Source organism: Streptomyces sp. NPDC090106, assembly GCF_044747265.1.
Taxonomy (GTDB): domain Bacteria; phylum Actinomycetota; class Actinomycetes; order Streptomycetales; family Streptomycetaceae; genus Streptomyces.
Window position 1 is genome coordinate 215599 of the sequence record NZ_JBIVDS010000003.1, and the last position, 22152, is coordinate 237750.

Genomic DNA, 22152 nt, shown 5'->3' on the forward strand with positions numbered 1-22152 from the left:
AGGCGGGCGGTCGGGGGAGGGGCCGAGGACCGCTACGCTCAGCGGGTGTTCGAATCGGCAGCAACCGCCTGGACCGGCAGCCGGCCCGCGTTCAAGGCCCGCTGGAGCGGTCTGGGTGTCCTGACGCGGGACGCGGTGGGCACCGCCCTGCTCGCCCCTGTGGCGTTCCTCCCGGCGATGGCCCCGCTCGGCGCCCAGTTCGGCGACCTGCCGCAGCGCCCCTACGACCCGCTCGGCGTGTTCCTCACCGTGGCCCTGTGGCTGCCCCTGGTGGGACGCCGACGCCTGCCCGGCACGTGTCTGGCACTGATCGCCCTGGCCTTCGGAGCACGTGAACTGGTCGGCTACCCGCCGACGTTCGCGAGTCTCAGCCTCTACATCGCCCTCTACAGCGCGGGTGCGCACAGCGGCCGGACCGCGATCCGGGTCGCGCCCTGGGCGGGTGCCGCGGCCTTCGTGGCGTTCGCGCTGGCCCTGCATCACCGGGGCTCGCCGCAGCAGTTCCCCGACTTCGTCGTCATGTTCCTGGTGCTGGCCGCGTTCTGGGGCGTGGGCGGCGCCATGCGGGCGAGGCGGGCCGCCGAGAAGGAACGGCGCCGTCTCGCGGCGGAGACCGCCATCGCCCGCGAACGGGCCCTCATCGCACGGGAGTTGCACGACGTCGTGACCCATCACGTCACGGCGATGGTGGTCCAGGCGGACGCGGCGCAGTTCCTGCTCGCCGACGCGCCGGACCGGGTCGCCACCGGGCTCGGCGCGATCAGCGACTCGGGACGGCGGGCACTGACCGACCTCCAGCAGCTGCTGGGTCTGCTGAAGACCTCCGACACGGTGGAACGCGGGCCCACTTCAGCCGACTTGGAGGAACTGGTGGGGCAGACCAGAGCCGCGGGCCAGCCCGTCGAACTCACCGAGGACGGCGAGCGGCGGCCGATGGGCTCCGCAGTGGAACTGGCCGCCTACCGTGTCGTCCAGGAGGCCCTGACCAACGCCCTCAAGCACGCTCCGGGCCACCGCACAAAGGTGGCGGTCCGGTACGGGGACACGGAGGTCGAGGTCGAGGTGACCACGGAGGGCAGGCCCCTCGCCGCGACGGCCGCCGTCCGCGCGTCCGCACCGCTGGGACGCGGCGGCGGACACGGACTGGTCGGACTCCGTGAACGCGTCAGCGTGTGCGGCGGTGAACTCCTCACCGGAGCAAGGCCGGACGGCGGCTTCGGCGTGCACGCCCGCATCCCGGTCGGGGGAGCGGTATGACGGTCAGAGTGCTGGTCTGCGAGGACCAGGAGCTGGTGCGGGCCGGCTATGTCACCATCCTCTCCGCCCAGCCCGGCCTGGAGGTCGTGGGCGAGGCCGCCGACGGGCGCGCGGGGGTGGAGGCGGCCCTGCGGCTGCGCCCCGACGTGGTGGTGATGGACATCAGGCTGCCCGTCCTCGACGGTATCGAGGCGACCCGGCAACTGGCCGGGCCCGACGTGGCCGAGCCCATGAAGGTCCTGGTCGTGACCACCTTCAACCTCGACGAGTACGTGTACGAGGCGCTGCGCGCCGGGGCGAGCGGCTTCCTGCTGAAGGACGCGCCGCCGCGCGAGCTGGTCGACGGCATCCGCACCGTGGCGGCGGGCGAGTCGCTCCTGGCACCCGCGGTGACCCGGCGTCTGGTGGGCCGGTTCGCCGACCGCATCCGCCCCGCGGCGGCTCGCGCGACCGCCGTACCGGACGCGGTGTCGGCGCTCGCCCCACGGGAGATCGAGGTGCTGCGGCTGATCGCCGAAGGGCTGTCGAACGCCGAGATCGCCGACCGGATGGTCCTCAGCCGCGAGACGGTGAAGACGTATGTCTCCCGCATCCTCACCAAACTCGACCTGCGCGACCGGGTCCAGGCGGTGGTGCTCGCTCATCGGGTGGGACTCGTGACCTCCGACGGCTGACCGCCGACCGGCCGAGGCCGAGGTGTCCCCCGCGAGAGCTACACGCAGGTGTCCACCGTGAGGGGACGTCCGGGCCCCCGTCGGCTTGTAGCGTCCTCCTCATGTCCTCCCTCAACGCGTCAGCGCGGTTGCAGTCCCTGAAGGCCCTGTTCGACCAGGCGCCCGTCGTCCCCTCCCGCCGGGTGTACCCGGCCGGTGTGCGTCTCGTCGTGATGACGGTGGCCCTGGTCGTGGTGACGGCGCTCGCCGCCGGGGTGCGGGCGCTGGCCGGGGACAACTTCCTCCTCTCCCTCGTCGGCGGCGCGCTGATCGTCTGCGGCGCCCTGTGCGTGTACGCCTTCGGCATGCGCCGCCTCGAACAGCGGCCGGTCACCGAACTCGCCCCGGTGCAGGCCCGGTCGGGGCTGCTCACCGGCACGCTCACCGGGTTCGGCCTCTTCACGGCCACGCTCGTGCTCATCGCCCTGTTCGGCGGCTACGGCACCGAGGGCGGGGTGTCGATCGCGGGTCTGCTGACCGTGTTCGGGCTGATGACCGGGGTCGCCGTCACCGAGGAACTCCTGTTCCGCGGGGTGCTGTTCCGGCTGGTGGAGGAACTCGCCGGTACGAAGGGCGCGTTGATCGTGTCGGCGGTTCTCTTCGGCGGGCTGCACCTGCTCAACCCCAAGGCCACGGTGTGGGGCGCGCTCGCGATCGCCGTCGAGGGCGGCGTGATGCTCGGCGCCGTGTACGCCGCCACCCGCAGCCTGTGGCTGCCGATCGGTGTGCACTTCGGCTGGAACTTCGCCCTGAGCGGTGTCTTCGGGGTGACGGTCTCCGGCGACGACAGCGGCCCCGGCGGACTGCTGCACGGCGCGCTCACGGGCCCCTCGGTCCTCACCGGCGGCACCTTCGGCCCGGAGGCGAGCCTCTTCGCCATCCTCGTCTGCTCGGTCCCCACCGTCTACTTCCTGCGGGCGGCCCGCCGCCAGGGCCGGCTGTTCCCCCGGGGCGCTGCCGCCCGCGAGGCGGAGCAGCAGCCGGCCATCTGACCTCAGCCCCCCGTCCCGCCCCGCGCCGCCCCGGCTCCCGCCGAGGGCGGCGCGCCCGCGTTCCCCCGGCGACGCCATCCGGCGTTACCGCTCCGTTTCCCAGGTTAATTTCCGCGTTCAACCTCTTGGCTGGATCCCGTCACCTGGTTATCGTTCACGCACTTCACTCAATCGTTCCGCTGAACGAATAGCGAGAGAGACGGTCGGTACATGCCCGACATCCACCTCCCGGGGCGCCGCTCGGTGCTCGCCGCGGGCGCGGCCTCGGCGGCCACGCTCGGGGCGTCCTGGCTGCTCACCGGCTGTACGGGGGCGGCCGTCACCCCCGACCTGACCGCCGCCACCCCCACGGACGGCCCCGACCGCGGCGGCACCCTGCGCATCGCCCGGCCGCCCGCCTCCGACGCCGAGACGCTCGACCCGGCCAGCTCCCTGTCCGCCTACGAGTACCTGGGCGCCCTGTACAACCGGCTGGTCCGCGTGGGCGACGACGGTGAACTCGCCCCCGACCTCGCCGAGTCCTGGGAGAGCGACGACAAGGCCCACACCTGGACCTTCCGGCTCCGCGAGGGCGTCACCTTCCACAACGGCCGCGCCTTCACCTCCGCCGACGCCGCCTACACCCTGCGGCACATCCTCGACGAGGCGACCGCCTCGCCCCAGGCCGCCGTCCTCGCACCCCTCGTCGACCCGAAGACGCTCGGCACCCCCGACGCGCACACCCTTGTCGTCCCGCTGAAGACGCCGAACGCCGAGTTCCCCAGCCTGCTCACGCACTACAACTGCTACGTCATCCCCGACGGCAGCGCCAAGGGCATCGGCCGCACCGGGATCGGCACCGGCCCCTTCAAGCTGGAGTCGTTCACCCCGGCGGGGCCCGGCCGCGTCACCGCCCACCGCGACCACTGGGCGGGCCGGCCCGTCCTGGACGCCATCGACTTCTACTCGGTCGCCGACATGTCGGCCCGCTCCAACGCCCTGCTCGCGGGTCAGGTCGACCTGCTCTCCCAGACCAACCTCGACTTCGCCACCGCCCGCGTCGTCGCCGCGTCCGACCGGGCCACCATCGCTCGCGTGAAGAACGCCCAGTGGTACGTGCTGCCCATGCTCACCACGGAGAAGCCCTTCACCGACGTCCGCGTCCGGCAGGCCATGAAGCTCGCCTACGACCCCGAGCACGTCGTGAAGGTCGCCCTCCAGGGAGCGGGCACCGCCGGCTGGGACAACCCCGTCCCGCCGAGCGACCCCGCCCACCTCGCGGCCCACCCCGAGCACGACCCCGAGAAGGCCCGCCACCTGCTCAAGCAGGCCGGCCACGAGGATCTCGCCGTCGACCTGTACACCTCGTCGTACGACCCGCTCTTCACGCCGATGGCGCTGGCCTACCAGGACTCCGCCAAGCGGGCCGGGATCCGCGTCCGGGTCAAGACGGCCGCCGCCGACTCGTACTACACGCAGATCTGGATGAAGAAGCCCCTGATGGCCACCTACTGGTTCACCGGGCGGCCCGTCGACCAGCTCTTCACGCAGATCTTCCGCGGCGGCTCCTCCTACAACGAGACCGCCTGGGCCGACAAGGACTTCGACGCGCTCCTCGACCGCGCCCGCGCCGAGACCGACGACACCCGGCGACGCGACCTCTACGGCGAGGCCCAGACGGCGGTGATCGAGAGAGGCGGGGCCATGACCCCGATGTTCGCCGACCGGCTCGTCGGCATCTCCCGCAAGGTCCGCGGCTACGCCGAGCACGGCTTCGAGTTCGACTACCTCAACATCGGTGTGAAGGGGGCCTGACCATGCTGTCGTTCACTCTCCGCAGGGCCGCCTCCGCCATAGGCACCCTGCTGCTCTCCTCCCTCCTCGTCTTCCTCGCCGTGCAGGCCCTGCCCGGCGACGTGGCCACCCAGATCCTCGGCAAGGACGCCACCCCCGACGCCGTCGCCGCACTGCGCGGCACACTGGGCCTGGACCAGCCCGCGTACGAGCGCTACCTCGACTGGATCAAGGGCGCCCTGCACGGCGACTTCGGCACCTCGCTCGTCTCCGGGAAGGAAGTCGGCGGCGAAGTCGCCTCCTACCTCGGCAACTCGGCGCTCATCGCCCTGATCACCGTCCTGTTCGCGGTCACCGGCTCGCTCGTGCTCGGCGTCCTGGCCGGCCTGTACCGCGACCGCTGGCCCGACCACCTCATCTCGACGGTCAGCCTCGTCGGCATGAGCGTCCCCGAGTTCGTCGTCGCGACCGTGCTGGTGCTCTGCTTCTCCGTCGCGCTGCCCTGGTTCCCCGCCGTCGTCCTGTACGGCCCCGAGGCGAGCGTCGGCCAACTCCTGCCCGCCGTATGGCTGCCCGCCCTCTCCCTCGCCGTGGTCATGGCCGCCTACATCGTCCGGATGACCCGCACCTCGGTGATCGACGTCATGGCCGGCGAGTACGTCACCACCGCCCGCCTCAAGGGCCTGTCGACCTGGCGGGTCGTCACCCGGCACGCCCTGCCCAGCGCTCTGCTGCCCACGCTCCACGTCGTCGCGCTCAACATCGCCTGGCTCGCGGGCGGGGTCGCCGTCGTCGAGAACGTCTTCAACTACCCCGGCATCGGCAAGCTGATGCTGTCCTCCGTCCAGAACCGCGACCTCCCCGTCATCCAGGCCATCGCCCTCATCAGCGCCGTGATCTACGTCGTCTGCAACCTCGCCGCCGACCTCGGCGCCATGGCCCTCAACCCCCGGCTCCGCACCCGAGGCAGGACCCGATGACCACACTCGACACCACCCCCGCCGCCCCCGTGGCCGCCCCGCACGCCCTGACCCGGGCCTGGCGCACCCTGCGCTCCTCGCGCACCGCGCTCATCGGCCTCGCCGTCGTCGCCGTCCACGTCCTGGTCGCCCTGCTCGCCCCGCTGCTGACCTCGTACGACCCTGTCGCCAACGACGCCTCGCAGGCCCTGCTCGGCCCGAGCGCCGAGCACCTCGCGGGCACCGACCAGTACGGCCGTGACGTCCTCGCCCGTGTCCTGTACGGCGGGCGCTATGCCCTCGGCGTCTCCGTGGCCGCCACCCTCGTCACCGTCCTGATCGGCACGGTCGTCGGCTGCGCGGCGGCCCTGCGCGGCGGCTGGTTCGACGACGTCCTCGGCCGGGTCCTGGACGCGATCCTCTCCGTCCCCTCGATCCTCGCCCTGCTGGTCGTCGTCACCGCCCTCGGCACCGGCCCGGCCGTGATCGTCCTGGCCATCGCCGTCGTCTACGTCCCCCAGGTCGTGCGGGTGGTACGCGGCGCCGCGCTGGCCGTCGTCCCCATGGACTACGTCACCGCCGCCAGGGCCCGGGGCGAGAGCACCTGGGCGATCCTGCGCCGCGAGGTCCTGCCGAACATCACGGACGTGGTCTGCGTGGAGTTCGCGATGCGCGCCTCCTGGGTCGTGCTGCTGATCTCCTCGCTGTCCTTCCTCGGCTTCGGCGCCGACCCGCCGACCCCCGACTGGGGACTCATGGTCGCCGAGAACCGCACCGCGATCACCGTCGTCCCCCTGGCGAGCCTCGCTCCCATCATCGCCCTGGCCACCCTCGTGGTCGGGCTCAACCTCGCGGCCGACGGCCTGTCCAAGGCATGGGGCGTCGACCGGATCAGGGAGGGCTCCTGATGGCCACCGCCGCTCGGACCGGGGAGGACTCCCGATGACCACTGTCGTATCCGTCAACTCCCTCAGCGTCGCCTACCGTTCCGGCGGGCGGGACGTCCCCGTCGTGCACGACGTGTCGCTGGAGGTCGCCAAGGGGCGCACCCTCGCCCTCGTCGGCGAGTCCGGCAGCGGCAAGTCCACCGTCGCGGCCACCCTGTTGGGCCACCTGCGGCACGGCTCCCGCATCACCGACGGCAGCGTGCATGTGGACGGACAGGACGTGTTCGCCCTGTCCGCACGGGAGTTGCGCCGGCTGCGTGGCGGCACCGTCGCCATGGTCGCCCAGAACGCCGGACACGCCCTGACCCCCACCATGCGGATCGGCGCGCAGATCGAGGAGGCCGGCGGCGAAGTACCCGTCATCGACCTGCTCGACCAGGTACGGCTGCCCCGCCCCGCCGAACTCGCCCGCCGCTACCCGCACGAACTCTCCGGCGGACAGCAGCAGCGCGTCGCCATCGCCATGGCCATCGCCGCCCGGCCCAAGGTGCTCGTCCTCGACGAACCCACCACCGGCCTGGACGTCGTCACCCAGCGCAGCGTCCTCGACCTGATCGCCGCCCTGCGCGACGAACTCGGCCTCGCCGCCGTCCTGGTCAGCCACGACCTCGGAGTCGTCGCCCACATGGCCGACGAGGTGTGCGTCCTGAAGTCGGGCCGGATCGTGGAGTCCGCCCCCACCCGCACCCTCTTCGCCCAGCCCCAGGACCCCTACACCAGACGGCTGCTGGCGAGCGTGCCGCGCCTGGACGACGCCGGTCTCGCCATCGTCGACGAGTTGGGCGAGCGGACCGTCCGCTCCAAGGCGTCCGTGCCCGCGGACGCGCCGGTCGCCGTCTCGGCGCAGGCCGTCACCATCGACTACGGCAGCACCCGCGCCGTCCATGGAGTCGGCTTCGAGGTCCGCCGCGGCGAGATACTCGCCCTGGTCGGCGAGTCCGGCAGCGGCAAGTCCACCCTCGCCTGGACCCTGGCGGGCCTGCGCACCCCGTCGGGCGGCACGCTGCGGCACGACGAGGGCGACCTCGCCCGGCCCGCCGGCAAGCGCCCCCTGACGCTGCGCCGCCGGGTCCAGCTGGTCTTCCAGAACGCCGACACCTCCCTCAACCCGCGGCGCTCCGTCGGCGACGCCGTCCGCCGCCCCTTGCGGTTCTTCGGCACCGCCCCGGACCGCGCCCAGGCCGCCGAACAGGCCCGCCGCCTCATCGCCGACGTACGGCTCGACCCCGCGTTCGCCGACCGCCTCCCCGCCCAGCTCTCCGGCGGCCAGCGCCAGCGCATCGGTATCGCCCGCGCGCTGGCCGGCGAACCGGACGTCCTGATCGCCGACGAGATCACCACCGCCCTCGACGTCTCCGTCCAGGCCGAGGTGCTGCGCCTCCTGGACGACCTGCGCCGTGAACGCGACCTGGCGTGCCTGTTCATCAGCCACGACCTCGCCGTGGTCCGCGGCATCGCCGACCGGGTCGTCGTGCTGCGCCACGGAGTCGTCGTCGAGGAAGGCCCGACGGAAGCCGTGTTCACCGCACCCGGCCACCCCTACACCCGGCGGCTCATGGCGGCGGCCCTGGAACCCGACCCCGACGCCGCACCCCCGGCCGACGAGACGGCGGACTGGGCCGACGACACCGACACCACCGGCATGTGGACGGACCAGGGCGCCGGGCACCGTGTCCGCCGCTGGCGCCCCGTGACCTCCGGACCCCTCAACACCCCAGTCGCAGAAGGAGTTTCGTGAAGTACCGCGACCAGTTCGAGCGCCAGGTCGTCCGCGAGGACGTCTGGATCCCCACCCGGGACGGCGGGACCCGGCTGCACGCCCGCGTCTGGCGGCCCGTGGACGCCGAGTCCGACCCCGTACCGGCGCTGCTCGAATACCTCCCGTACCGCAAGAGCGACTGGACCGCCCCGCGCGACGCCCAGCGCCACCCCTGGTACGCCGGACACGGCTACGCCTCCGTGCGCGTCGACATCCGCGGCCACGGCGACAGCGAGGGCACCCCGGGCGACGAGTACGACGAACAGGAACTCGCCGACGGCGTCGACGTCGTCAACTGGCTCGCCGCGCAACCCTGGTGCACCGGCAAGGTCGGCATGTTCGGCATCTCCTGGGGCGGCTTCAACTCCCTCCAGATCGCCGCCCTCGCCCCCGAACCCCTCAAGGCGATCGTCACCGTCTGCTCCACCGACGACCGCTACGACAACGACGTCCACTACACGGGCGGCGCCGTCCTCGGCATCGACATGCTCGCCTGGGCCGGCACCATGCTCGCCTTCGCCTCCCGGCCCCCGGACCCGGCGAGCGTCGGCGCCGACCGCTGGATTCCCCTGTGGCGCGAACGCCTCGACGCCCTCGAACCGTTCCTGCCCACCTGGCTCTCCCACCAGCAGCGCGACGCCTACTGGAAGCACGGCAGCGTCTGCGAGGACTACGGCGCGATCAAGGCCGCCGTCCTCGCCGTCGGCGGCTGGCACGACCCCTATCGGGACACCGTGCTGCGCCTGGTGGAGCACCTGCCCGCCGACCGGGTGCGCGGCCTCGTCGGCCCCTGGTCGCACCAGTACCCCGACCGCGGACTGCCGCCCGGCCCCGCGATCGGCTTCCTCCAGGAGACCCTGCGCTGGTGGGACCAGCACCTCAAGGGCACCGAGACCGGCGTCATGAGCGAGCCCCTGCTCCGCGCCTGGGTCAACGACCCGGTCCCGCCCGCCACTTCGTACGAGGAGATGCCCGGCCGCTGGGTCGGCGAGAGCGAGTGGCCCTCGCCGCGCGTCAGTTGGGACGAACGGCCCCTGGGTGACGGCCACGACCCCGTGCTCGTCCGGTCGCCGCAGCACACCGGGCTCGACGCCGGCCGCTTCTTCCCCTTCGGCAACGCGAGCGATCTGCCGCCGGACCAGCGGGAGGAGGACGGACGGTCCGTGTGCTTCGACTCGGCACCCCTCGACGGGCGCGCCGAGATCCTCGGCCGCCCCCGGGTCCGTCTGCGCCTCGACAGCGCCACGCCGCGCGCCCACGTCGTCGTCCGCGTCTGCGACGTGGCACCCGACGGGTCGTCCACGCTCGTGACGCGCGGTGTCCTCAACCTGCTCAGCCGCCACGGCCGGGACCGGGCCGTGGAGTGGACGCCCGGCACGTACGAGGACGTCGAGGTCGAGCTGACGGGCATCGGCTACGCCTTCCCGCCCGGCCACCGCGTCCGGGTCGCCGTGTCCGACACCTACTGGCCCTGGGTGTGGCCGCACGGTGAACGCACCGCGCTCACCGTGGTCCCCGCCGACAGCGCCCTCCTGCTGCCCGTCCTGGCACCCGGCGAGGAACGCCCCGTCGTCTTCGAGGAGCCCGAGCAGGCGCCCCCGCTGGCCGTGACCTACGACGCGCCCGCCGCGCCCCGCCCGGAGCGGCTGGTCACGCACGACGTCGCGACGGGGGAGTGGACCCTGGAGGTCGACCCCAACTACGGCGGCTCACGCACCTACCCCGACGGGCTGCGCTACGAGGAGGAGGCGCGCGAGACCTACCGCATCCGCCGCGACGACCCGCTGTCCGCGACGGCCGTCTCCGAATGGCGCATCCGCCTGCGGCGCGAGGACGGCTACGACGCTGAGATCATGGCCCGGACGGAGCTGCGCGCCACGGGCGCGGACTTCGTGACCGACAGTCGCGTCGAAGCACGGGCGAACGGAGAGACAGTGGCCAAGCGCGCATGGCAGCACACCATTCCGAGGACGTCGGGATGACCGCCGCCAAGTCACCGCGCCGGGCGGTGGCCGCCGCCGACCGCACCCGCCAGCCCACCGAGGTACGGCGACGGCTCATCGTCGAGGCGGCCGTGCCCCTCATCGCCGAACGCGGCTACGCGTCGGTCGGCGTCCGGGACGTGGCCGCCGCGGCCGGGGTGTCCGTCGGCACGGTCACCTACCACTTCGGCAGCGTCCAGGAGATCCTGTCCGAGGCGATGGTGCTGCACATCGAGCGGTACTACGCCGAGCTGATGGAGGCCACCCGGCGGGCCGAGAGCGGCTCGGAGGCCCTCGGGCTCCTCATCGACGCCCTGTTCACCGAACACACCGACCGGCACTGGCGGATGTGGTTCGACTACTGGAACGCGGGCGACCAGACGACGGACGACGCCTTCACCCGCGGCCAGGCCCAGCGCTACGAGGCCTGGCACCTGCACATCAGGTCCCTGGCCGAACGAGGCGTGACCGACGGCGACTTCACCGGCGGCGACCTCGACGGCTTCACCCTGCGGTTCGTCGCCCTGGTCGACGGTCTGGCCCTGCAACGGCTCCGCCAGGCACCGCCGTTGACCACCGAGGACGCCCGCCGTCACCTGCACCGATTCCTCCGCAACGAGCTCGGCTGAGCCCCGGAACCGGCCTGGCCGTGCCCTCGGGCACACCCGGGCCGGCCCCTGGCCCCCCTGGATCCTGACCCTGGCCCGGGGTCAGGTCCCGCTGATCGTGATGGCGATGTCCGTGATGTTCAACGGGAACTGGCCGACGGAGGCCGGCTCCCCGGTGAGCACGTTCAGGCTGTACAGGGACGGCGTACTGGCGCCGTAGGGCGTGAGACTCGCGAACGCCGCGATCGACGTGGTCTTGCCGTTGGTGAGGTAACTGAAGATGTCCAGGCCCGCGTTGGTGCCCGCGTCGAAGCCGAGGAGACCGGTGGTGACGAGGCTGCCCGCGTTCGGCGGCGACTGGATGACGACCTGGTCGTTGAAGGTGTCGATGTCGATCAGGGTCGTCCCCGTCGAGCCGACCAGGTCGTTGTTGGTGTAGCCCGCGGCCGTCACGCCCTGTGCGGCGGTGGTCGCCGGCGGGATGTTCAGCGCGCTGTCGGTGACCGTGGTGTGGTCATTGAGGTTGTGCCGCAGATTCTGCCCGTAGTCGCTGATCACGCGCAGACGGTCGGCGGCCGGGTTGAAGTCGATGTCGAACGTGGTGCCGTACAGGGCGACCTGGAGCTGCGAGACCTTGGTGACGACCACGTCGGCGGTGGTCGGCGGGGTCGTGATCGTGTAGATGCCGCCCTTGTCGCCGAGGCCGTACATCAGGTTGTTCTGGACGCGATGGTCGATGCCCACGAGCTTCGTGTCGCCCGACAGACCCGTGACCACCCGCACCCAGTCCAGGACCTGCGGCCGGTCGGTGGCGAAGGTGGCCATCAGGGTGCCGTCGCCGGTGATGCCGAAGGCGCGCAGGCTGGGGGTGGCGTCGGGAGCGGCGGAGCTGGAGCCGGGGGCGCCCACGAGGAGCGCGGTCGCCGCGGACATCGTGGCCACCGCCGCGACGGCTCTCTTTTTGATCCCTGACTTCATTCGTTTTCCTCCCGTTGGACGTACGACGTTTCCCGGTGTGCGGGACGAATGCGGTTTCGCGGTCTCATTAGGTCCGGAACACGTCGGCCCGACAAGCGGATCGGGCGAAGAGAATGCCCCGATGTGGGAACTTTGCGCCGCGTGACAAAACCCCGCCACCGTGGCCTTCGCCGTTTTGCGCGGCGGGACAAACAGCGGTCCGGATTTCGTCTGACGACGCCTTCGCCGTGATGGCATGCTCACGGCCATGGGGAGTCTCATCGCCGAACTGGCCCGTCAGGCACCGGCCAACGCGCGCCGTGAGGTCGACACCTATGTACGCGAGATCCCGGAATTGGGGGCGGCTCCACGGAATTCCAGAGTCCTCGCGGAAACCCTCGAGTACTCGGTCTGGCTCAGACGCAGAACCATCGAACTCGCCCCCGGGAACGCCCTGCTGACCGATTCCGACCTTGGCCATATCTCGACGATGGGAGCTTCGCGGGCCGCCGCCGGAATGTCGCTGGAATCCCGGCAGCGCATCCTGCGGGTCCATACCGCGCTCATGCTGCGCGAGATCAACGAGGCGACCGAGAACCAGCGCGGCGGAGAACTCGACGAACTCATGCGCATCATGGCCTGGTTCGCCCCGCAGGGCGAACGCGGCATCGGCGCGTACTGCCGCGGATTCGTCTCCGTGCTGCGGCGCAGAATGCCGTACGTCGAGCAAGTCGCCCAGCTCGTCAGGTCGTTGCTGACCGACGACCCGCTGGCGGAGGAACTCGCGCGCGCCGTGGGGCTGGAGACCGCGAGCCACTACATGGTGACCGTCATCCGCGCCCCGGCCGCTCCCGCGGACGACGGCACCGTGGTGAAACAGGTCGAGGCCCTCGTCAGGGCCCGGCGCGTCCCGGCGGCGTGGGTGCCCGGAGGGTCACAGGGGGTGGTGAGCGGGGGACCGGGCGGCGCATCGGAAGGGGGCGAGCTGATCGCTCTGGTGCCCGCCGGGGAAGCGCAGCCGTGGCAGCCGTCGGACCCCGGCGAGGTCCCCGGCCGGGTTCCCGCCGAGGTGAGCGGCCTCCTGACGGACTTCGCCGACGCGCTGGCCCTGCCGTGCGCCGCCGGTGTCGCCGGAGCGGCCCGTTCCGGCCTGGCCGAGGCCCTCGACCGGGCCCGCCGGATCAGCGCGGCGGCTCCGCTGCGAACCGGCTCGGCGCGAGTACGGCCGTACACCGTCGCGGACGTGTTCGCCGAACTCGCCGTCGCCGACGTGCCGTTCGCGGACGCCTGGCTGGAGACGGTCGCCGTACGCCTCGACGACGGCCCCGACCTGCTGCGCACCCTCGACGCCTACTACCGCCACGACATGAACCGGACCCCCGCGGCGGCCTCCCTCAACGTCCATCCGCGCACCCTGGACTACCGGCTCCGCCGTGTACGGGAGCTGACCGGCCTGGACCCGGCGTCCACGCACGGCGTGCGCACGCTCACGTGCGTGGTCACCCGCCGCCTGTCAGGCGCGTGGACGTGAACGGTCACGGCCTGCCCGATACCCTCCGCACCCGCCCTGACCTGCCCCTTTCGTCCCCGTAACCGGAGTGATCGGCATCCCCGGCCTGATGGTCGCGGTTGCCTGACAGCCTGCCCCGGCCCTAGGGTGAATGCGCTTTCATCTCGGCTCCGGGCCCGCCTCGGAGCAACGCGTGACCAGCACGGAACGGGGGATCGATCATGAAGGGCGCCGCATCGTGAACGCCACACCCACGGTGTACGACGTCGCCGACCGCTCCGGCGTCTCCATCGCGACCGTGTCCCGGGTCTACCGCAACCCCGACTCCGTACGGGCCGCCACCCGGGAACGGGTCCTCGCCGCCGCACGCGAGCTGGGATACGTGCCCAGCGGCAACGCCCGTGGTCTCGCGAGCCGTTCCACCGACGTGCTCGGCCTGTGCTTCCCCGACTACGCCGACCCCGACACCGCGGACATCGAGGACGACGACGCGGCGATGCTCTACTCGGACCAGATCATCCGGGGCATGGAACGCGCCGCCCGGCGCCACGGCTACGCCCTGCTGATCGCGGCCTCGCTCGCGGGCGGCCCCGAGAGCCTCGTCGCCAAGGTCGCCGGCCGGGTCGACGGCTTCGCGGTGCTCGCGCGCACGGTCCCGACCGAGGAGCTGGAGGTCATCTCGCGGCGGCAGCCCGTCGTCATGCTGGCCGGACCGCGCGCCGACCCCTCCCTGGACCACCTCGACCATGTGGAGGTGGCGAACGAGGACGGCCAGTACGAGCTGACCCGCCATCTGCTGCACGACCACGGGCTGCGCCGCCTTGCCTACGTCGGGGTCGACGAGACGTCCCCGGACGTGGAGGCGCGATTCCGCGGGTTCCGCCGGGCGTGCGCCGAGGCGGGCGTCGCCCCCGGGCCGGAACCCGCGCTGCGGATGCCGATGATGACGCGGGCGGAGGGCGCCCGTGCCGCGGACCTCCTGTGCGACGGGGGCGGGGAGCCCTTCGAGGCGTTCGTCTTCGCCAACGACCAGATGGCCGTGGGAGCGCTCCAGGCGCTCGACCGACGCGGTGTGTCCGTCCCGGACACGGTGGCCGTCACCGGGTTCGACGGCATCCCGCTCAGCCGTATCGTCCGCCCCTCGCTGACCACGGTGCGCCAGCCGATGGTCCGGCTCGGCGAACAGGCAGCCGAACTGCTCATCGCACGCCTGCGCGGCGAGAGCGGCACGGAACCGGTCTCCCTCATGCTCCCGGTGAGCCTGGCCCGCCGGGCGAGCTGCGGCTGCCCGGACACGGGCCCGGGACCGCTGGGCGCGGTCTGACGACACCCGTGTGCGTGGCGCGGCCTGACGCTTCCAGCACGGAGGCGGCCTGGGGCCGGGCCATGGGCGGCTCCGTGGCCAAGGGGGACGGGACGCTTGGTTGCCGCGCCGCCCCCCCAGCGGGGATGCCCGATCCCGCACTTGCCCCTCGCTGACCGCCTCGGGCCGGTCGAGCCGATGGTCCGGCCCGGCGAGCAGCGCGCCGGGCTCCTGACCCGCAGGGTGAGCTGCGACTGTCTGAACGGGGCCCTGGGGCTGAACCGGGCCCCGGGGCGCTGGGCGCGATGTGACGACTCCGGGACGTCGGGCGAGGTCTGAGGCCGGAGGCGGTTCTGCGGTCGTGGGTGACGGGGTCGCCTGAGCAGGGGGCCAACCTGATAAGCAGGGTGCGAGGTGGCCAAGCGGGGGGCGTGGTGGTCGGAGCTGTAGTCGAGCGGGGCGTCCGGCTCGGAGTACGGATCGGGTCGGTCCTGGCGGCAGTCTTCGGCTCTCTGGCGGTCGTGGGCGCGGTGATGTGGCTTCGCACGGGGCTGCACGACGCCCTGACAGGTCTCATGCGGGGCGGTGTCGTCGTGGGCGGGAGCCTGGGGGTCGGTGTCGTGCTCGGCGCAGCCACCGGTGCGGCGCTTGCTCTGTCGCCCGAATGGCTTGCCGCCCGGGCTCCGTTGCGGGGGCTGCTCGCCGGCTGTGTCGCGGGCACGATGTACCTCGGTGAAACCATCGTTGTGGCAGTCGCCTGGGACGGCGGCTACGGACCGATGCTTCTCACGCTCCTTTCCACGCCCGTGGTGGGTGGCGTGGCTGCGGTGCACAGCGGGGACGTCCTGGGACGTACCCACTATCACCCGTGGTTGACGAGTGAAGGGCGCGCAAAGGGCTGGTCACGGCGCCTGGATCGGGTACTGGGTCCACGTGCGGACGGGTGACGCGGGGGCGAGATTCGTCTTCGATTCGGCGCGGGCGTCGGGGAAGCGGATGCAGACGCCGATGGCGGCGACCTGTCAGCCGTGGCTTCGGTGGCCGGTCCCGTTGAGGGCGTAGTGGCGCAGGGCGGCGAAGTCCGGCTCGATCCAGTTCGGCCGCGATCTGGAGGTGGATGGGAAGACCAGCCCGATGTCGTTCGCCTGGCTGGGGTACACGACCCCGTCCCTTGCCTTTGATGACCATGGACCGTCGGCCGAGGGTCCGGCTCGGCGAACAGCCCGCCGCATGAGCTGTGGCCGCCCGGACACGGGCCGACGTGCGCGGGCTGACGGCTTCCGCACTTCAGGCGTGGCCTGCCCCCTCCCGCGCCGTGCCTGCTGGGCACCGTGAAGTGCCACGAGCTTCCTGATCGGTCCACCCGCCCCGCTGCGACGTGCGCCTCGGGGATGCGAGGAGCCCGTCCGCCGAGCCCTCTCCCCCCTCAGCCCCGCCCCATCCATCCGGCGAAGAACTCCCCCGTGACCCGGTCCAGGCGCCGCCGTTCCTCCGCCTCCCCGGCGTACGCGTAGTGCCCCGCCTCCAGTACCTCCAGCTGCCGTGGCCCGCCCAGCGCCCCGTGGATCGCGAACTGGCCCGGCGGCGGTACGGCGGGGTCGAAGAGGGCGCAGGCCGCCAGGACGGGGACGCGTACGCGTGTGGCGGCCGTGGCGGCGTCGAAGTGGGCCAGCACCTCCACCGCCTCGGGGTGGGTCCGGACATGGGCGCGTACGGCCTCTCCGCTGCCGGTGCAGGGGAGCGTCAGGCGCAGCGGATGGTTGCCGAAGGTGGGCACGGTCAGCCGGGCCGCCGCGAACCGGTCGTCCCAGGGCAGTGCCAGCGCGCCGATCCCGCCGCCGAAGCTCTCGCCGAGCAGTCCGAGACGGCCGTCGAGCGAGGGCACCAGCTCCAGGAGCGCCGCCGCGGCGCCCCACAGGCCCGCCACGCAGTCGCCGAGGACGTAGGTCTCGCGGGATCCGATGCCGTGCAGGACGTGTGCGTCGGGGGTGGAGGGGAGATCCGGGCGCAGTCCGAGGGCGGGGAGTCCGGGGGCCAGCGGGAAGATCGCCGCCGATCCGGGCAGGGGCAGCGGCAGATCCGTGCCGGTGTCGGTCCGGCCGCCGTACCCGTGTCCGATCACGAAACCGTGCCGGGCGGCGCCTTCGCCGGGTAGCGCCAGCAAAGCGGAGCAGCGCCCGCCGAGCGTGTCGTACGACACCTCCTGGACGAGGTGGCCGTCGTGGTGCCCGACGACCCGCCCGAGGCGCGGGCGCGGGGGGACCCGGTCGGCGGCCTCCTTGCGGGCCCGCCAGAAGGCGTCGAAGCCGGCCGGGGCGGTGGGCGCGCCGATTTTCAGCAGGTCGTCGAGGGTATGGCCGTGCGTGGGGTCGAAGGCGAAGGTGTGGGTGACGGGCGGCATGCGGCGACTGTAGTCAGCCGCTCGCGCCGGGCTCTCCGGGGGCCGGGTCGGGGGCGCGGACAGCGGCGTCGATCACAGATGCTTTCATTGTGCATTGATCCGTTTTATGTTGCTTTCGCGTCGGCCGGGAACGAGTGACCTGGTCCCGTCGGCGCCGCACGGACCGTCCGCCGGGTGTCGTGCCCGTTACGGGAGTGTGACCAAGACCCCCCTTGCCAGGTCCCGAACTGCTGCAACAGAGTGATGTATGCGCTTACAGACAGCGCATACATTGTTGTCGGAGCTCAAGGAGGAGCCGTCCATGAACCGCGCCGCCGCAACCGGGTCGCTGGCCCTCGCCCTGGCGTCTGCGCTCACCCTCACCGCCTGTGGCGGCTCGGGTGGTGCGGGCGTGGCCGCCGACGCCAAGCAGACCCTCACCGTCTGGGCCATGGGCACAGAGGGCGAGAAGCTCGGCGACGTCGCCAAGGAGTACGAGAAGAAGCACTCCAACATCACCGTCAAGGTCACGCCGATCGGCTGGGACGTCGCCCACCAGAAGCTGGTCGCCGCCGCTGCCGCGGGCAAGCTGCCCGACGTGGTCCAGATGGGCGGCAGCTACCTCGGCGAGTTCGCCGACATGGGCGTCCTCGAACCGGTCGACACCAAGACCGTCAAGGAGAGCGACTTCTTCCCCGCCGCCTGGCAGCAGGGCACCTACGACGGCACCACCTACGGCGTCCCGTGGTACGTGGACACGCGTGTGCTCTTCTACCGCACCGACCTCGCCGAGAAGGCCGGCATCAAGAAGGCCCCGACCACCATGGCCGAGCTCCAGAGCGCGGCGGCGGCCTACCAGAAGAAGGCCGGCGCCAAGTGGGGGCTGTCCATCCAGCCCCGCGGCCTGGACACCGTGCAGAGCTTCTACCAGTTCCTCTACTCGGCCGGCGGCGCCATCATCGACGACGACGGCAAGGCGGCCGTGAACTCCGCCGCCGCCGTCGAGGCGCTGGAGAACTACGGCAGCTACTTCAGCAAGGGCCTCAGCGACAAGTCCGTCCAGCCCGGCTACGACGTCACCAAGGACTTCAACACCGGCTCCGTCGCCATGTTCTTCGGCGGCCCCTGGGTCACCGGACTGCTCGACGACAACTACCCCGACCTCAAGGGTAAGTGGGCCATCGCCCCGGTGCCGACCGACAAGACGTCCAGCTCCATGGCGGGCGGCTCCAGCCTCGCGATCTCCGCCGACAGCGACCACAAGGCCGCCGCGCAGGAGTTCGTCGCCTCCCTCACCGACACCGCCGGACAGACCGACTGGTTCGACCGCACCAACGACCTCCCCGCCAACACGGCCGCCTGGGACTCCGGCGACCTCGCCACCGACGCCACCCTCCAGATCTGGCGCAAGCAGATGGAGTCCGCGAAGAGCACCCCCTCCCAGCCCAAGCTCACCGAGATCACCTCGAAGGTCGACACCGCCATCGAGTCGGTCACCCAGGGCAAGTCCAGCGCGAAGGACGCCCTGGACAAGGCCCAGTCCGAGATCGAAGGCCTCGTTCAGTAAGAGAGCGTCCCCCTCATGTCCCTCACGAAAGGACCGGCCGCGCCCCACGCGGCCGTCGACAAGAGCCCCGGGGCCGGCCCCGGGGCACCCGGCGGGCGCCGCCGCTCCCTGAACCGGCACAACCTCACCGGATGGCTGTTCTCCACGCCCTTCCTGGTGCTGTTCGGGCTGTTCATGCTCTTCCCGATCGTCGCCACGCTCCTGATGAGCTTCACCGACTTCGGCGCCCGTAACGTCACCCGGCCCCTGGAGGCCGAGTTCGTCGGCCTGGACAACTACACCCAGCTGTTCCAGGACGACACCTTCCTCAAGGCCCTCTTCAACACGGCCTACTTCGTCGTCGTCGGCGTCCCCGCCACCATCGTGCTGGGGCTCCTCGCGGCGATCCTGCTCAACAACGGCATCGACCGGGCCCGCACGTTCTTCCGCATCGGCTTCTACGCGCCGGTCGTCACGACCATCGTCGCCGTGGCCATCGTCTGGCGGTTCGTGCTCGACCCGACCGACGGTCTCATCGCCTCCCTGGCCACCGAAATGGGCTGGACGGCACCGGACTTCCTCGGCTCCGAGACCTGGGCCATGCCCTCGCTGATCGCCATGGCCGTGTGGCGCAACCTCGGCACCGTCATGGTGCTGTGCATCGCCGGCCTCCAGGCCATCCCGGTCGAGGTCCGCGAGGCCGCCCGGCTGGACGGCGCCGGCGCCTGGCAGGAACTGCGCCGCATCACCGTGCCGTTGCTGCGCCCCACCCTGCTGTACGCCACCGTCATCACCTCCATCGGCTACCTCAACGTCTTCGAGGAACCGTTCGTGATGACCCAGGGCGGGCCCTCGAACTCCACGCTGACCGTGTCCCTGGACATGTACAAGGAGGGCTTCAACTTCTTCCACATGGGCTACGCCAGTGCCATGGCCTACGTCCTGTTCGTCGTGATCATGGCCATCACGGTGCTCCAGCTCCGACTGCTGAAGGACAACACCCGATGAGCGCCGAGACAGCCGTCAAGGCACACCAGCCGCGCCGCACCGGACGGCTGCGCAAGCCGCTGCTCTACACCGTCGCCTCGGTGGGACTGCTGGTGATGGCCGCGCCGTTCCTGTGGATGGCCCTGTCCGCGTTCAAGACCCGGCAGGACCTCACGGCGAACCCGCCCGTATGGATCCCCAGCCACTGGACGCTGGACAACTTCACGGCGCTGCTCGACCAGCTCGACATGCCGAGGTACTTCCTCAACTCGCTGATCGTGGCCGTCCTGGTGACCGTCTGCAACCTGCTGTTCTGCTCGATGCTCGGATACGCCCTGGCCAAGCTGGACTTCACCGGCCGCTCCAAGGTCTTCGGACTCGTCCTGATCGCGCTGATGGTGCCCGGCAACCTGATGATCCTGCCCCTGTACGTGCTGATGAACGGCATGGGCCTCATCGACACCTACGCCGGACTCGTCCTGCCGTTCGCCGCGGGCGCCTTCGGGGTGTTCCTCATGCGGCAGTTCATGCAGCAGGTCCCCGACGAACTCCTCGAAGCGGCCCGCCTCGACGGCGCGGGGGAGTGGTACATCTTCTGGCGGATCGTGATGCCCCTGGTCAAGCCCGCCCTCGCCACGCTGACGATCTTCACGTTCCTCGGTTCCTGGAACAACTTCATCTGGCCCCTGATCGCCACCAACGACCCCGACAAGTACACCCTGCCGGTGGCCCTGGCGACCTTCGCCAACGACCCCAACCGCACGGTCGCGGGCGGCAACGGCATGCTGATGGCCGGTTCGCTGCTCGTCGTCCTGCCGGTCCTGGCCGTCTTCGCCGTCCTGCAACGCCACTTCACCCAGGGCATCGCCACCGCCGGCCTCAAGTAGACCCTCCGGCTTCCCGGCCCGCCGCCCTCCCTTCGGCCAACGGGGCGGCCCGCCATGCCCTCTTCCACCCCCCTCACGGAAAGACAGCGACACACGATGACGCACAGCACCACCACTCCCTTCCCCGACGGCTTCCTGTGGGGCGCCTCCACGGCCGGTCACCAGATCGAGGGGAACAACGTCAACAGCGACTGGTGGCGCAAGGAGCACGACCCCGCCGCCCGTATCGAGGAGCCCAGCCTCGACGCCTGCGACAGCTACCACCGCTGGGACCAGGACATGGACCTCCTGGCCGAACTCGGATTCACCGACTACCGGTTCGGCATCGAGTGGTCCCGCATCGAGCCCGTCCCCGGCGTCTTCTCGCGCGCCGAGATCGCCCACTACCGCCGCATGGTCGACGGCGCGATCGCCCGCGGCCTGCGCCCGATGGTGACCCTGCACCACTTCACCGTCCCGCAGTGGTTCGAGGACCTCGGCGGCTGGACCGCCGAAGGCGCCGTCGACCACTTCGTCCGCTACGTCGAGGCCTGCACCCCGGTCATCGCCGACGGCGTGCCGTACGTCTGCACGATCAACGAGCCCAACATGATCGCCGTCATGGCCGGCCTGGCCAAGACCGGCAACCAGGGCTTCCCGCCCGCCGGTCTGCCCACCCCGGACGAGGAGACCACCCACGCGATCATCGCCGCGCACCACGCGGCCGTGAAGAGCCTGCGCGGCAACCACCCCGACATCAAGGTCGGCTGGACCATCGCCAACCAGGTCTACCAGGCCCTCCCCGGCGCCGAGCAGGTCACCGCCGACTACCGTCACCCGCGCGAGGACGTCTTCATCGAGGCCGCCCGCGGCGACGACTGGATCGGCGTCCAGTCCTACACCCGCACCAAGATCGGCACCGACGGCCCCATCCCCGCCCCCGAGGACGCCGAGCGCACCCTCACCCAGTGGGAGTACTACCCGGCGGCCGTCGGCCACGCCCTGCGCCACACCGCCGAGGTCATCGGCCCCGACACCCCGCTGATCGTCACCGAGAACGGCATCGCCACCGCCGACGACAGCCGCCGCGCCGACTACTACGCCGGTGCCCTCGACGCCGTCGCCGCCTGCCTGGAGGACGGCATCGACATCGCGGGCTACCTGGCCTGGAGTGCCCTCGACAACTACGAGTGGGGCTCCTACCGTCCCACCTTCGGCCTCATCGCCGTCGACCCCGTCACCTTCGCGCGCACGGCCAAGCCGTCCGCGAAGTGGCTCGGCGGCCTCGGCCGGGAGCGCGCCCTGCCGCGCCTCGACGGCTGACCCACCGGAACGGGCGAGGGCCGGCCGGCCCCTGACACCGGCCGGCCCCCGCCGCACCCCCGCCCTGGCGCCACCAGCCCCGCCTCACGATCAGCGCCGTACCCACGGTGCCCACGCCTGGGGCCGCACACCTGGCACCACCCGCGCAGCTCCACGCCCAGGGCACGACCGATGACGGCTGAGGCCGTCACCGGATCCATCAGCACCATGGCGCGGAGGCGTACCCGGGCCGACCTCCTCCGGCCCTCCGCCGCACCCCCAGCACGGCGCCTCACGTCCAGCACCTGACG

Annotated in this window: 20 protein-coding genes; 17 read left to right on the forward strand and 3 right to left on the reverse strand. The window is 71.7% G+C overall.

The window, feature by feature from the left end:
* Positions 1 to 45 precede the first annotated feature (45 nt).
* The 9 genes from ACIPSE_RS10910 to ACIPSE_RS10950 all read left to right on the forward strand — a co-directional run bounded on the left by ACIPSE_RS10910 (position 46) and on the right by ACIPSE_RS10950 (position 11011).
* Positions 46 to 1257 carry a sensor histidine kinase gene (locus ACIPSE_RS10910; RefSeq protein ID WP_401660300.1) on the forward strand — a complete coding sequence of 404 codons (1212 nt, stop codon included), beginning with the start codon at positions 46 to 48 and terminating at the stop codon, positions 1255 to 1257.
* A complete protein-coding gene (locus ACIPSE_RS10915; RefSeq protein ID WP_401660303.1) occupies positions 1254 to 1931 on the forward strand; it encodes a response regulator in 678 nt (225 codons plus the stop codon). The genes ACIPSE_RS10910 and ACIPSE_RS10915 overlap by 4 nt, the downstream gene beginning before the upstream one ends.
* 101 nt (positions 1932 to 2032) lie before the next feature.
* The gene (locus ACIPSE_RS10920) at positions 2033 to 2962 is read left to right on the forward strand and encodes a lysostaphin resistance A-like protein (RefSeq protein WP_401660306.1); all 930 of its coding nucleotides are present in this window, start codon (positions 2033 to 2035) and stop codon (positions 2960 to 2962) included.
* 210 nt (positions 2963 to 3172) lie between these two features.
* Entirely contained in the window at positions 3173 to 4756 is a 1584-nt protein-coding gene (locus ACIPSE_RS10925; protein ID WP_401660309.1) for an ABC transporter substrate-binding protein, read from the forward strand.
* A 2-nt stretch (positions 4757 to 4758) separates the two neighbouring features.
* Positions 4759 to 5715, forward strand: coding sequence for an ABC transporter permease (locus ACIPSE_RS10930; protein ID WP_401660312.1), 957 nt, complete (start codon positions 4759 to 4761; stop codon positions 5713 to 5715).
* Entirely contained in the window at positions 5712 to 6602 is an 891-nt protein-coding gene (locus ACIPSE_RS10935) for an ABC transporter permease (protein ID WP_401660315.1), read from the forward strand. The genes ACIPSE_RS10930 and ACIPSE_RS10935 overlap by 4 nt, the downstream gene beginning before the upstream one ends.
* A 34-nt stretch (positions 6603 to 6636) precedes the next feature.
* Complete coding sequence (locus tag ACIPSE_RS10940; RefSeq protein ID WP_401660318.1) at positions 6637 to 8379, forward strand: dipeptide ABC transporter ATP-binding protein; 1743 nt, start codon at positions 6637 to 6639, stop codon at positions 8377 to 8379.
* On the forward strand, positions 8376 to 10382 hold the full coding sequence (locus ACIPSE_RS10945) for a CocE/NonD family hydrolase (protein WP_401660321.1): 2007 nt from the start codon (positions 8376 to 8378) through the stop codon (positions 10380 to 10382). Before ACIPSE_RS10940 ends, ACIPSE_RS10945 begins: the two co-directional genes overlap by 4 nt.
* Entirely contained in the window at positions 10379 to 11011 is a 633-nt protein-coding gene (locus tag ACIPSE_RS10950) for a TetR/AcrR family transcriptional regulator (RefSeq protein ID WP_401660324.1), read from the forward strand. The genes ACIPSE_RS10945 and ACIPSE_RS10950 overlap by 4 nt, the downstream gene beginning before the upstream one ends.
* 81 nt (positions 11012 to 11092) lie before the next feature.
* Here ACIPSE_RS10950 and ACIPSE_RS10955 read toward each other — a convergent pair whose 3' ends face one another.
* Positions 11093 to 11968, reverse strand: a complete 876-nt coding sequence (locus tag ACIPSE_RS10955) for a DUF4394 domain-containing protein (protein WP_401660327.1) — start codon at positions 11966 to 11968, stop codon at positions 11093 to 11095.
* A 247-nt stretch (positions 11969 to 12215) separates the two neighbouring features.
* Between ACIPSE_RS10955 and ACIPSE_RS10960 the strand changes: the two genes are divergently transcribed.
* From ACIPSE_RS10960 to ACIPSE_RS10975, 4 genes are all read left to right on the forward strand, one after another.
* The gene (locus tag ACIPSE_RS10960; RefSeq protein WP_401660330.1) at positions 12216 to 13478 is read left to right on the forward strand and encodes a PucR family transcriptional regulator; all 1263 of its coding nucleotides are present in this window, start codon (positions 12216 to 12218) and stop codon (positions 13476 to 13478) included.
* Positions 13479 to 13695: 217 nt separating this feature from the next.
* Positions 13696 to 14781, forward strand: coding sequence for a LacI family DNA-binding transcriptional regulator (locus ACIPSE_RS10965; protein ID WP_401660333.1), 1086 nt, complete (start codon positions 13696 to 13698; stop codon positions 14779 to 14781).
* A gap of 141 nt (positions 14782 to 14922) precedes the next feature.
* Positions 14923 to 15099: a hypothetical protein gene (locus ACIPSE_RS10970; RefSeq protein WP_401660336.1), complete on the forward strand. Its 177-nt coding sequence runs from the start codon at positions 14923 to 14925 to the stop codon at positions 15097 to 15099.
* A 182-nt stretch (positions 15100 to 15281) separates the two neighbouring features.
* A complete protein-coding gene (locus tag ACIPSE_RS10975; protein WP_401660339.1) occupies positions 15282 to 15707 on the forward strand; it encodes a hypothetical protein in 426 nt (141 codons plus the stop codon).
* Positions 15708 to 15782: 75 nt separating this feature from the next.
* Here ACIPSE_RS10975 and ACIPSE_RS10980 read toward each other — a convergent pair whose 3' ends face one another.
* Together ACIPSE_RS10980 and ACIPSE_RS10985 are read right to left on the reverse strand one after the other, a co-directional pair.
* Complete coding sequence (locus ACIPSE_RS10980; RefSeq protein ID WP_401660342.1) at positions 15783 to 15920, reverse strand: hypothetical protein; 138 nt, start codon at positions 15918 to 15920, stop codon at positions 15783 to 15785.
* Between the two features lie 266 nt (positions 15921 to 16186).
* Entirely contained in the window at positions 16187 to 17161 is a 975-nt protein-coding gene (locus tag ACIPSE_RS10985; RefSeq protein WP_401660344.1) for an acetylxylan esterase, read from the reverse strand.
* Between the two features lie 301 nt (positions 17162 to 17462).
* Between ACIPSE_RS10985 and ACIPSE_RS10990 the strand changes: the two genes are divergently transcribed.
* From ACIPSE_RS10990 to ACIPSE_RS11005, 4 genes are all read left to right on the forward strand, one after another.
* Positions 17463 to 18707: a sugar ABC transporter substrate-binding protein gene (locus ACIPSE_RS10990; RefSeq protein ID WP_401660347.1), complete on the forward strand. Its 1245-nt coding sequence runs from the start codon at positions 17463 to 17465 to the stop codon at positions 18705 to 18707.
* Positions 18708 to 18722: 15 nt separating this feature from the next.
* A complete protein-coding gene (locus ACIPSE_RS10995) occupies positions 18723 to 19694 on the forward strand; it encodes a carbohydrate ABC transporter permease (protein WP_401660350.1) in 972 nt (323 codons plus the stop codon).
* Positions 19691 to 20560 (forward strand): carbohydrate ABC transporter permease, encoded by an 870-nt coding sequence (locus tag ACIPSE_RS11000; RefSeq protein ID WP_401660353.1) that lies wholly within the window; start codon positions 19691 to 19693, stop codon positions 20558 to 20560. The genes ACIPSE_RS10995 and ACIPSE_RS11000 overlap by 4 nt, the downstream gene beginning before the upstream one ends.
* Positions 20561 to 20656: 96 nt before the next feature.
* Positions 20657 to 21862: a glycoside hydrolase family 1 protein gene (locus ACIPSE_RS11005; RefSeq protein ID WP_401660356.1), complete on the forward strand. Its 1206-nt coding sequence runs from the start codon at positions 20657 to 20659 to the stop codon at positions 21860 to 21862.
* Positions 21863 to 22152 lie beyond the last annotated feature (290 nt).

What these genes read in the sequence shown, in the direction of transcription:
- ACIPSE_RS10935 (WP_401660315.1), top strand. Translation starts at nt 5,712, where the DNA reads ATGACCACACTCGACACCACCCCCGCCGCCCCCGTGGCCGCCCCGCAC.
- ACIPSE_RS11000 (WP_401660353.1), top strand. Translation starts at nt 19,691, where the DNA reads ATGAGCGCCGAGACAGCCGTCAAGGCACACCAGCCGCGCCGCACCGGA.
- ACIPSE_RS10925 (WP_401660309.1), top strand. Translation starts at nt 3,173, where the DNA reads ATGCCCGACATCCACCTCCCGGGGCGCCGCTCGGTGCTCGCCGCGGGC.
- ACIPSE_RS10995 (WP_401660350.1), top strand. Translation starts at nt 18,723, where the DNA reads ATGTCCCTCACGAAAGGACCGGCCGCGCCCCACGCGGCCGTCGACAAG.
- ACIPSE_RS10920 (WP_401660306.1), top strand. Translation starts at nt 2,033, where the DNA reads ATGTCCTCCCTCAACGCGTCAGCGCGGTTGCAGTCCCTGAAGGCCCTG.
- ACIPSE_RS10950 (WP_401660324.1), top strand. Translation starts at nt 10,379, where the DNA reads ATGACCGCCGCCAAGTCACCGCGCCGGGCGGTGGCCGCCGCCGACCGC.
- ACIPSE_RS11005 (WP_401660356.1), top strand. Translation starts at nt 20,657, where the DNA reads ATGACGCACAGCACCACCACTCCCTTCCCCGACGGCTTCCTGTGGGGC.
- ACIPSE_RS10915 (WP_401660303.1), top strand. Translation starts at nt 1,254, where the DNA reads ATGACGGTCAGAGTGCTGGTCTGCGAGGACCAGGAGCTGGTGCGGGCC.
- ACIPSE_RS10960 (WP_401660330.1), top strand. Translation starts at nt 12,216, where the DNA reads ATGGGGAGTCTCATCGCCGAACTGGCCCGTCAGGCACCGGCCAACGCG.
- ACIPSE_RS10990 (WP_401660347.1), top strand. Translation starts at nt 17,463, where the DNA reads ATGAACCGCGCCGCCGCAACCGGGTCGCTGGCCCTCGCCCTGGCGTCT.
- ACIPSE_RS10985 (WP_401660344.1), bottom strand. Translation starts at nt 17,161, where the DNA reads ATGCCGCCCGTCACCCACACCTTCGCCTTCGACCCCACGCACGGCCAT.
- ACIPSE_RS10930 (WP_401660312.1), top strand. Translation starts at nt 4,759, where the DNA reads ATGCTGTCGTTCACTCTCCGCAGGGCCGCCTCCGCCATAGGCACCCTG.
- ACIPSE_RS10940 (WP_401660318.1), top strand. Translation starts at nt 6,637, where the DNA reads ATGACCACTGTCGTATCCGTCAACTCCCTCAGCGTCGCCTACCGTTCC.
- ACIPSE_RS10955 (WP_401660327.1), bottom strand. Translation starts at nt 11,968, where the DNA reads ATGAAGTCAGGGATCAAAAAGAGAGCCGTCGCGGCGGTGGCCACGATG.